Below are 10,376 nucleotides of genomic sequence, written 5' to 3'. Positions count from 1 at the left end.
GCGGGTCATGGGCAGAGCTGTCGGTATCGATCTCGGAACGACGAACTCGGTGATCGCCGCGATGGACGGCGGTCAGCCGCAGGTGATCCCGAACGCGGAGGGAAATCGGACCACCCCGTCCGTGGTCGCGTTCCTCGAGTCGGGGGAGCGGCTCGTGGGCCAGATGGCCCGCCGCCAGGCCATCTTGAACCCGAAGGGGACGATCTACTCCGCCAAGCGCTTCATCGGACGGGCGTACGACGAGGTCGCGAGCGAGACCAACGCGGTCTCCTTCGACGTCGTCGCGGGGCCCGACGGCGCCGCGCGCTTCGACATCAACGGCAAGCTCTACGCGCCGGAGGAGATCTCCGCGCAGGTGTTGCGCAAGCTCGTGAGCGACGCGGGCAAGTTCCTCGGCGAGCGGGTCACCGAGGCGGTCATCACGGTGCCTGCCCACTTCAACGACGCGCAGCGCCAGGCCACGAAGGACGCCGGCCGGATCGCCGGACTCGAGGTTCTCCGCATCATCAACGAGCCCACCGCCGCGGCCCTGGCGTACGGCATGGACAAGCTCGAGAACGAGACCGTGCTGGTCTTCGACCTGGGCGGCGGCACGTTCGACGTCAGCATCCTCACCGTCGGCGAGGGCGTCGTCGAGGTGCTGTCCACCGCGGGTGACACCCACCTCGGCGGCGACGACTTCGACCGGCGCATCGTGGACCACCTCGCCGAGGAGTTCAAGAAGTCGAACGGCATCGACCTGCGCGACGACCCCCAGGCCCTGCAACGGCTGTTCGAGGCCGCTGAGAAGGCCAAGGTGGAGCTCTCGGCGGTCACCCAGACCTCCGTGAACCTGCCGTTCGTGACCGCGGACGCGTCGGGGCCCAAGCACCTCAACGTCAATCTCATGCGATCGACCTTCGACGAGCTGACACGCGACCTCGTCGAGCGGTGCCTCGGCCCCGTCAAGCAGGCGTTGGCGGACGGGAAGGTCAGCACCGACGACCTCGACGAGGTGATCCTGGTCGGCGGCTCGACCCGGATCCTGGCCGTCCAGGAGCTGGTCCGCCGGCTGACCGGCGGCAAGGAACCGAACATGACCGTCAACCCCGACGAGGTCGTGGCCGTCGGAGCGGCCGTGCAGTCCGCGATCCTCAAGGGGGAGATCAAGGACGTCCTCCTGCTCGACGTCACGCCGCTCTCGCTCGGCCTCGAGACCCTCGGCGGCGTGATGACCAAGGTCATCGAGCGCAACACCACGATCCCGGCCCGGCGTACCGAGGTCTTCAGCACCGCGGAGGACAACCAGTCCGCCGTGGACGTCGTGGTCGTCCAGGGCGAGCGCGAGCGCGCGAGCGACAACCGGGTCCTGGCCAGGTTCCGCCTGGAGAACATCCGGCCCGCGCCGCGCGGCGTGCCGCAGATCGAGGTCACCTTCGACATCGACGCCAACGGGATCCTCAACGTCTCGGCGCGGGACAAGGACACCGGAGCCGAGCAGAAGGTCACCATCAGCGAGACCTCCAACCTCACCGAGGCGGACGTCGCCAAGATGGTCGCGGACGCCGAGGCCCACCGCAGTGACGATGCGGCGCTCCGGGAGCTGGTCGATGCGCGCAACGAGCTCGACGCGGTCGCCTACCAGGTGCAGCGCAGGCTCGACGAGGCCGGAGACGCGGTGGCCGAGCACGATCGGGCCCGCGCGGAGATGCTGGTCGGCGACGCCCGCACGGCGGTCGAGCAGGAGACCTCGGTGGACCGGCTCCGTGCCTTGGCGGGTGAGCTCCACCAGATGGCCCAGGCCCTGACCGCGGCGGGCCCCTCCGGTCCGCCGCCAGGCGCTGACGGACCCTCGTCGAGCCCGGGCGCAGACGCCGGGGACGACGACGTCATCGACGCCGAGTTCACGGCACACTGACCGCGGCCATGTCCGAGCCGCAGACTCCCCAGCTCGACGATGGAGCCGAGGCCGGCCCCGACCCGCTCGAGGTGGCCACGCAGAGGGTGGCCGAGCTCGAGGACCGCTGGCGTCGTAGCGCCGCCGAGCTCGACAACCACCGCAAGCGGACCGCGAACGACGTCGAGCGGGCCCGAAGTCAGGAGCGAGCCCGGGTCGCGTCGGCGTGGCTGCCGGTCCTCGACAACCTCGAACGGGCCCTCGAGCACGCGCCCGCGGAGTCGGACCAGGTCATCGAGGGGGTCCGAGCCGTTCTCCAACAGGCGATCGCGACCATCGGCGACCTCGGCTTCCCGCGTCGCGACGACCTCGGGAAGCCCTTCGACCCGGCCGTCCACGAGGCCGTCGGCACTGTTGCCGATGACCAGCTGGTGCCGGGGACGGTGGCCGAGGTCGTCCGGCCCGGCTACGGGACCGACGACGCGGTCCTGCGGCCGTCCGCCGTGGTGGTCGTCACCCGGGGTGCCCCATGACACGGGACTTCTACGAGACCCTCGGCGTCCCCCGTGCCGCCGACCAGGCCGAGATCCAGCGGGCCTTCCGCCGGCTGGCTCGCCAGCACCACCCCGACGTCAACAAGGACCCGGGCGCCGAGGAACGGTTCAAGGAGGTCTCCGAGGCGTACGACGTGCTGTCCGACCCCGAGCAGCGCCAGCGGTACGACGCCTTCGGGGAGGACTTCCGCAGGGTGTCGCCCGATGCCGACCCCGACGCCCCGCGCCGCTCCCGTGCCTATGCCGGCGCGGGTGCGCGCCCCGGGGCCGGTGGCGGAGTGCGCTTCACCGACTTCGGCGACGATGTCGACCTCGAAGAGCTCCTGGGCGGGGTCTTCGGCGGACGAGGCCGCGGCCGGCCGGGGTGGGGGCGGATCCCCGGCTCCGACCACGAGACCGAGGTGGAGGTCACCGTCGACGAGGCCTTCCACGGCACCAGGCGCAGCCTGACGATCACCGGTCCCGAGGGTCCGCGCACCATCGACGTCGACATCCCGGCCGGGGTCGTGGACGGCCAGCGGATCCGGCTGCGTGGCCAGGGTGGCCAGGGCTCGGGCGGCGCCGACGCGGGTGACCTCTACCTGGTCGCCCGGATCGCGCCGGACCGCCGCTACCGGCTCGAGGGCCGCAACCTCCACGTCACGCTCCCGCTGGCGCCCTGGGAGGCAGCTCTCGGCACCGAGGTCGACCTCGAGAGCCCGGCGGGCAAGCTCAAGGTCACCGTGCCGGCGGGTACGTCGAGCGGCCGTCGGCTGCGCCTGGCCGGCCAGGGGCTGCCCCACCGCGGAGGCAAGCACGGCGACCTCTTCGCCGAGGCCCAGATCATGGTGCCCGAGAAGCTGACCCCCGACGAGCGCCGGCACTTCGAGCAGCTGGCGAAGGCCTCCGCCTTTGACCCCCGGAGCAGTCGATGAGCACGCCCACGCACTACGCGCTCACCCGGCCCTACCTGCTGAGCCTGGACACCTACGCCCGACTCACCGGAATGCATCCCGATCTGGTCGTCCGGCTGGTTGCCATCGGTCTGCTCGAGGTCACCCGCGACGGCCGGGGCCGCCTGTGGTTCGACCCGTCACAGGTGCGGGTGATGGCCCGGATCCAGCGGCTGCACCTCGGGCTGAACCTCAGCTACGCGTCCCTCGGACTGATCATCGACCTGCTCGACCGGATCTCCGAGCTCGAGAGGTCATCGCGGCGCCCACTTCCAGGAGGAGAAGCTCGATGGACATGAACCGACTGACCCAGAAGTCGCAGGAAGCCCTGCACGACGCCCAGACCAAGGCCCTCCGCTTCGGTCACAGCGAGGTCGACGGCGAGCACCTGCTGCTGGCCCTGCTCGACCAGGCCGAGGGTCTGGCCGGATCGCTGTTGAGCAGGGCCGGCGCCGACCCCGACCGGCTGCGCACGGCGCTCGAGGCCGAGCTGGAGCGACGTCCACGCGTCACCGGCCCGGGCGCATCGCCGGGTCAGGTGTACGTCACCCAACGGCTCTCCCGGCTGCTCGACGACGCCGACAAGGAGGCGCGCCGGCTCAAGGACGAGTACGTCTCGGTGGAGCACCTCGTCGTGGCGCTCCTCGGCGAGGGCTCCGGGACGGCGGCGGGCCGCCTGCTGCGGCAGGAAGGCGTGACCCGCGACGGCTTCCTCTCCGCACTCACCGAGATCCGTGGACACCAGCGGGTCACGTCGGCCACACCGGAGGGCACCTACGAGGCCCTCGGCAAGTACGGCCGCGACCTGGTGGCGGATGCCGCCGCCGGGCGGCTGGAGCCGGTCATCGGGCGCGACGGGGAGATCCGGCGCACGGTCCAGATCCTGTCGCGCAAGACCAAGAACAACCCGGTCCTGATCGGGGAGCCTGGCGTCGGGAAGACCGCGATCGTCGAGGGCCTGGCCCAGCGCATCAACAACGGTGACGTGCCCGAAGGGCTGCGTGACAAGACGATCTTCGCCTTGGACATGGGGGCGCTGGTCGCGGGCGCGAAGTACCGCGGCGAGTTCGAGGAGCGCCTCAAGGCCGTCCTCAACGAGGTGGTGAGTGCAGACGGCGGGATCCTGCTGTTCGTCGACGAGCTGCACACCGTGGTCGGTGCCGGCGCCGCCGAGGGCGCGATGGATGCCGGCAACATGCTCAAGCCGATGCTCGCCCGCGGAGAGCTGCACATGATCGGCGCCACCACCCTCGACGAGTACCGGACCCACATCGAGAAGGACGCCGCGCTCGAGCGTCGCTTCCAGCCGGTGATCGTGGACGAGCCGAGCGAGGAGGACGCCCTGTCGATCCTGCGGGGGCTCCGCGAGCGGCTCGAGGTGTTCCACGGCGTCAAGATCCACGACGGGGCACTGGTTGCTGCGGTGACCCTGAGCCACCGGTACATCTCCGACCGCTTCCTCCCCGACAAGGCCATCGACCTGGTCGACGAGGCGTGCGCGATGCTGCGCACCGAGATCGACTCGATGCCGGCCGAGCTCGACGAGCTCACCCGCAGGGTGACCCGGATGGAGATCGAGGAGGCGGCCCTGTCCAACGAGGACGACTCGGCCAGCATGACCCGGCTCGAGGAGCTGCGCCGTGAGCTCGCAGACGTGCGCGCCGAGGCTGACGCGATGCGGGCCCAGTGGGAGGCCGAGCGGACGGCGCTGCGCGAGGTGCAGAGCCTGCGCCAGGAGCTGGAGCAGGTGCGCCAGGAGAGCGAGCAGGCGGAGCGCGAGTACGACCTGAACCGGGCCGCGTCGCTGCGACACGGCCGGCTCCCGGAGCTCATGCGACGCCTCGAGGCGGCCGAGGCGAGGCTCGCCGCCAAGCAGGGTGGCCGGCGACTCCTGCGAGAGGTCGTCACCGCGGACGAGATCGCCGCGGTCGTGGCTCGGTGGACCGGGATCCCGGTCAGCCGGCTCCAGGAGGGCGAGCGGGAGAAGCTGCTGCGCCTCGACGAGGTCCTTCACGAGCGCGTGGTCGGCCAGGACGAGGCGGTCCAGCTGGTGGCCGACGCGATCGTCCGGGCGCGGTCCGGCATCAAGGACCCGCGCCGTCCGATCGGCTCCTTCATCTTCCTCGGCCCGACCGGTGTCGGGAAGACCGAGCTCGCCAAGACGCTGGCGGCCGCGCTGTTCGACACCGAGAACAACATGATCCGCATCGACATGAGTGAGTACCAGGAACGGCACACCGTGAGTCGGCTCGTCGGTGCACCACCCGGCTACGTCGGGTACGAGGAGGGTGGTCAGCTCACGGAGGCGGTCCGGCGCAAGCCCTACTCCGTGGTCCTCCTCGACGAGATCGAGAAGGCGCATGTCGACGTGTTCAACACGCTGCTGCAGGTCCTCGACGACGGTCGGCTGACCGACGCGCAGGGTCGCACCGTCGACTTCAGGAACACCGTGGTGATCATGACCTCGAACATCGGGTCGGAGCACCTGCTGGAGGGTGTCACGGCGGACGGGGAGATCAAGGACGAGGCCCGCAGCCTCGTCATGGCCTCGCTGCGCAGCCACTTCCGGCCGGAGTTCCTCAACCGGGTCGACGACATCGTGCTGTTCAAGCCGCTGACCCTCGCCGAGATCGAGCGGATCGCGGACCTGCTCCTCGACGACCTGCGCGCCCGCCTCGCGGACCGGCGGATCACCCTGCAGGTCACCGAGCCGGCTCTGCGGTTCATCGCGGACCAGGGCTTCGACCCGGCGTACGGCGCGCGCCCGCTGCGGCGGTTCATCGCCCGTGAGCTGGAGACCCGGCTCGGCCGGGCACTCCTGCGCGGCGACGTGCTCGAGGACGGGTCGGTCACCGTCGACCTGGTCGACGGCGAGCTCACGGTGACGTCGACCAGAGCACCGGACGACGGGAGGGCGGTCGCATGAGCGCCGCCACCGCCCCCGCGCCCGCCCGGGTCGTCGTCTGCCCGAGCTGCGAGACCAAGAACCGGGTCCCGTCGGTCGCCAGCGGGGTGCCCCGGTGCGGCCGGTGCCAGTCGCCGCTCCCGTGGATCGTCGATGCGACCGATGTCGACTTCGCGGCCGTCGTCGACCAGGCGACCGTCCCGGTGCTCGTCGATCTCTGGGCGCCCTGGTGTGGGCCCTGCCGGATGGTGAGCCCCGCGCTGGAGCAGCTCGCCGGCGAGCTGGCGGGTCGGTTGAAGCTGGTCAAGGTGAACGCGGACGTGGCACCTGAGGTGAGCCGGCGCTTCGAGGTGCAGGCGATCCCGACCCTGGTCCTGATCGATCGCGGCGAGGTCGTCGACCGGCAGACCGGAGCCGCACCGGTGGCCGCGCTGCGGGCATGGCTGACCGACAAGCTCGCCCGGGAGCCCGCATGAGTACGGCACCGGGCCCGGCCGTCCCCGACCCCCACCTCGCCCTGGTGCGTCCGGTGCTGCCCCGCAGCGACGGGTGCGAGGACTGCCTCGAGCTGGGCACTCCGTGGGTGCACCTGCGGCTGTGCCTCACCTGCGGCAAGGTCGGGTGCTGCGACTCGTCCCCGATGCGGCACGCGCGAGCCCACGCCGGAAGGTCTGGGCACGTGATCGTGCGGTCGCTCGAACTCGGGGAGAGCTGGAGGTGGTGCTATGCGCACGAGCAGTTCGTCTGAGTCGGCGGCGCCGCAACGACCTGAGACGCCGGACCTGTCCGGCGCCTACCCCAGGCTCAACGACGAGCAGGTGATGATGCTGTCCCGGTTCGGCACCCGGCGACGGGTGCCGGCGGGGGCCGCTCTCTTCCACGAAGGAGACCACGACTGCGACTTCTTCGTGATCCTGGACGGCCTGGTGGCGGTGGGGCAGCAGGCCGATCACGAGTCCCGGCTCGTGGCGGTGCACGGTCCCAGGCGGTTCCTCGGCGACCTGTCGCTGCTCACCGGGCAACCTCTCTACGTCACGGCCATCGCCGAGGTCGACGCCGAGGTGCTCGCGGTCCCGGTCGAGCGACTCCAGGAGGCGGTCGTCGAGGATCCCGGGCTCGGCGACCTGATCTTGCGGGCCTTCATCGTGCGGCGCAGCCTGCACGCGGGGATCGGTGCGGGCTTCCGGATCGTCGGGTCCCGGTTCTCCGCCGACAGCCGCCGGATCCGGGACTTCTCGAGCCGCAACCGGATCCCGCACCGCTGGGTCGACCTGGAGGAGGACCCGGAGGCCGAGAACGTCCTCCGGCAGATCGGCATCTCCCCGGAGCAGACTCCGGTGGTGATCTGGAAGGGCGAGCACGTGTTGCGAAACCCGAGCAACGCCGAGCTCGCGACCCTGATCGGTCTGCGCGCGGCCCCCGCCCGTGAGGCCTACGACCTCGTCATCGTCGGCGCCGGCCCGGCCGGCCTCGCGGCAGCGGTGTACGGCGCGTCCGAGGGGCTCTCCTCCCTGGTCCTCGACGCGGTGGCGACCGGGGGCCAGGCCGCGACGTCGTCCCAGATCGAGAACTACCTCGGCTTCCCCGCGGGCATCTCCGGCGCCGAGCTCGCGGACCGAGCCGTGGTCCAGGCACGGAAGTTCGGGGCGACCTTCACCATCCCCGGTGAGGCACTGTCCCTGCGCGACGCCGACGGCTACCACCTCGTGGGGTTGACCGACGGGGAGCACGTGACGGCGCACGCCGTGATCCTGGCGACCGGTGTCCAGGTCCGGCGGCTGGACGTCCCCGGGCTCGATCGACTCGAGGGCAGCAGCGTCTACTACGCCGCGACCGAGGCCGAGGCTCAGTGGTGCGGCGGCAACCCCGTCACGGTGGTCGGCGGCGGAAACTCTGCGGGCCAAGCTGCCCTCTTCCTCTCTCGACGGTCCTCCGCGGTCCACCTCGTCATCCGTCACCACGACCTCCATCGCGACATGTCCCGCTACCTGGCGGACCGGATCGAGAGAACCCCGCGGATCCGGGTGTGGTCGGACAGCGAGCTGTGCCGGCTCGACGGTGACGTGGCCCTGGAGTCCGTCGTCCTCCGAGAGCGCGAGAGCGGGCGGGAGCACGTCGTCGACAGCGCGGCCGTGTTCGTGCTGGTGGGGTCGACACCGCGTACCGCCTGGCTCGACGGCCGCATCGAGCTGGACGAGCACGGATACGTGCGGACCGGCGTGACCAGCCGGCGTGGCAGTGTGCTCGAAACGGACACGCCCGGGGTGTTCGCCGTGGGTGACGTGCGAAGCGGCTCGGTGAAGCGCGTAGCCTCCGCGGTCGGGGAGGGTTCCATGGCCGTTCGGCTCGTCCACGAGTTCCTCGAGAGAGCAGGTCGACGATGAACGAGTCCGCAGTCGCGCCCGGTCGGCGGTCGCCGATGACCACGGTGCGGACCGAGGACCGGGACCGAGCCGAGAGCGTTCTCGGCGAGCTGTTCCTGCCGAATCGCCTCGACCTCCGGCGCGGTCGCGAGCCGCTCGACATGCGCGTCACCGGCATTCGCCTGGGCGGGCTGACGCTGGGGCGACTGTCCTACGGCCGGCCGGTCGTGCTGACGACCGCCGAGGCCGGCAACTTCCACGTCAACACGCCGCTGTCGGGCCAGGCCCGCTCCTCGGGCGGCTGGCCGGGTGCGGCGGTCGTCACGACGCCGGGGACCGCCGCGGTGTTCGGTCCCGGCCGCCAGGCCGAGATCGCCTGGTCGGCGAACTGCACCCAGCTCTGCATGATGATCTCCCGTTCCGACGTGGAGGCCGAGCTCGAGGCACTGCTGGGCCGGTCCCTGCGGGCCCGCCTGGACTTCGACCCCGTCATGGACCTCACGTCACCGGCCAGCCGCGCGTGGCGCGACGTGCTCGACATGCTGGCCCGCGAGCTGGAGGACAGCCCGGGCCTGATCAACCACCCGGCAGTGGGACGTCACGTCCGGAGGCTGGTGATCGACGGCCTGCTGCTCGGGCAGCATCACACCTACACCGATTCGCTCAGCGCCGGCGCGTCCGCAGCCCAACGGTCGGTCGTGGCCCGAGCGATCGATCTCGTGCACGACAGACCGGGCGAGCCGTGGTCGACCGTCCGGCTGGCGACCGAGGTGCACCTCAGCGTGCGAGCGCTGCAGGACGGGTTCCGCCGTGAGGTCGGCATGCCGCCGATGTCCTACGTGCGTGACGTCCGACTCCACCGCGCCCGTGACCTGCTCCGCGTGGCGGACCCGGACCGCACCACGGTCGCCCAGATCGCGGCGCGGTGCGGCATCGCGCACGCGGGCCGCTTCGCGGCTGCGTACCGCGATGCCTTCGGCGAGCTCCCCTCGGAGACGCTCAACGCTCCTCGATGACTGGCCGATCCGCGCAGATCGCGAGCCGGGATGCGCAGTTCGTGAGCGAACCCGCCCTTCGCCGTCCGGCGCGGGTGACGATCGATGGATGGACGACGACCTGCAGGCCGACTCGAGTGGTTGGGACCTGCTCCACACGGTGCTGGGCGAGCTCGCCCTGCCGATGGCCGTGATGGATGACTCCTGCCGGCTCGTCCATGTCAGCCCCGCCCTCGCGTGCCTCGCGGACACCCGGTTCGAGCCCATCCCCAGCGACCAGGTCCCGGCCTACTTCAATCTCCACAACGCGTCCGGGACCCGCCTCCTCGAGCCGTCCGAGCTCACCCTGGTGCGCGCCTGTGCAGGGGAGAGCGTCCAGGACTCCTACGTCACGGTGAAGCCGAAGGGCGGACCCGTCCGGCTGCTGCGCTGCACCGCGGCTCCGCTTCGCACCGCAGCCGGGGGGATCCGGGGAGCCCTGCTCGTGGCCACGGACGCGACCGACGAGCAGCCCATCGTGTCCCTGCCTCCGGAGCTGCGTCGACAACGGCTCGACGCGCTGCAGCACGAGCTGCGCACCCCACTCACGGCCCTCCTCGGCCATGCCGAGCTCCTCCAGGACCACGGCGACGCGTTGCCGAGAGAGCTGCGGGAGTCGCTCGCCTGCATGACGCGGGCCAGCGATCGCCTTCGACGGGCGCTCGACTCGGTGTCCGCCATGCTCGACGGGCGCGATCAGCGTGACTGACCT

The 10,376-nt window shown here is 71.3% G+C and carries 10 protein-coding genes; all 10 read left to right on the top strand.

Annotation, left to right across the window (positions count from 1 at the left end):
• The first annotated feature begins 7 nt into the window (after window positions 1-7).
• The 10 genes from dnaK to PD653B2_RS04770 all read left to right on the top strand — a co-directional run bounded on the left by dnaK (window position 8) and on the right by PD653B2_RS04770 (window position 10,373).
• Complete coding sequence (gene dnaK, locus PD653B2_RS04815; protein ID WP_085871193.1) at window positions 8-1,897, top strand: molecular chaperone DnaK; 1,890 nt, start codon at window positions 8-10, stop codon at window positions 1,895-1,897.
• Between the two features lie 8 nt (window positions 1,898-1,905).
• Complete coding sequence (locus PD653B2_RS04810) at window positions 1,906-2,409, top strand: nucleotide exchange factor GrpE (RefSeq protein ID WP_085871192.1); 504 nt, start codon at window positions 1,906-1,908, stop codon at window positions 2,407-2,409.
• Window positions 2,406-3,344: a DnaJ C-terminal domain-containing protein gene (locus PD653B2_RS04805; protein ID WP_085871191.1), complete on the top strand. Its 939-nt coding sequence runs from the start codon at window positions 2,406-2,408 to the stop codon at window positions 3,342-3,344. The genes PD653B2_RS04810 and PD653B2_RS04805 overlap by 4 nt, the downstream gene beginning before the upstream one ends.
• The gene (locus PD653B2_RS04800) at window positions 3,341-3,661 is read left to right on the top strand and encodes a chaperone modulator CbpM (RefSeq protein WP_085871190.1); all 321 of its coding nucleotides are present in this window, start codon (window positions 3,341-3,343) and stop codon (window positions 3,659-3,661) included. Before PD653B2_RS04805 ends, PD653B2_RS04800 begins: the two co-directional genes overlap by 4 nt.
• Entirely contained in the window at window positions 3,652-6,288 is a 2,637-nt protein-coding gene (gene clpB / locus PD653B2_RS04795) for an ATP-dependent chaperone ClpB (RefSeq protein WP_085871189.1), read from the top strand. The genes PD653B2_RS04800 and clpB overlap by 10 nt, the downstream gene beginning before the upstream one ends.
• Window positions 6,285-6,743 (top strand): thioredoxin, encoded by a 459-nt coding sequence (gene trxA, locus PD653B2_RS04790; protein WP_085871188.1) that lies wholly within the window; start codon window positions 6,285-6,287, stop codon window positions 6,741-6,743. The genes clpB and trxA overlap by 4 nt, the downstream gene beginning before the upstream one ends.
• Entirely contained in the window at window positions 6,740-7,015 is a 276-nt protein-coding gene (locus PD653B2_RS04785; RefSeq protein WP_085871187.1) for a UBP-type zinc finger domain-containing protein, read from the top strand. Before trxA ends, PD653B2_RS04785 begins: the two co-directional genes overlap by 4 nt.
• The gene (locus PD653B2_RS04780; protein WP_085871186.1) at window positions 6,993-8,651 is read left to right on the top strand and encodes an FAD-dependent oxidoreductase; all 1,659 of its coding nucleotides are present in this window, start codon (window positions 6,993-6,995) and stop codon (window positions 8,649-8,651) included. Before PD653B2_RS04785 ends, PD653B2_RS04780 begins: the two co-directional genes overlap by 23 nt.
• Window positions 8,648-9,646: an AraC family transcriptional regulator gene (locus PD653B2_RS04775; protein WP_085871185.1), complete on the top strand. Its 999-nt coding sequence runs from the start codon at window positions 8,648-8,650 to the stop codon at window positions 9,644-9,646. Before PD653B2_RS04780 ends, PD653B2_RS04775 begins: the two co-directional genes overlap by 4 nt.
• Window positions 9,647-9,734: 88 nt before the next feature.
• Window positions 9,735-10,373: a histidine kinase dimerization/phospho-acceptor domain-containing protein gene (locus PD653B2_RS04770; protein ID WP_165763323.1), complete on the top strand. Its 639-nt coding sequence runs from the start codon at window positions 9,735-9,737 to the stop codon at window positions 10,371-10,373.
• Window positions 10,374-10,376 lie beyond the last annotated feature (3 nt).

It is taken from the genome of Nocardioides sp. PD653-B2 (assembly GCF_002117935.1).
Classification (GTDB): domain Bacteria; phylum Actinomycetota; class Actinomycetes; order Propionibacteriales; family Nocardioidaceae; genus Nocardioides.
Note: the sequence above shows the minus strand (reverse complement) of the source record. Positions and strands in the feature narration are given on the sequence as shown.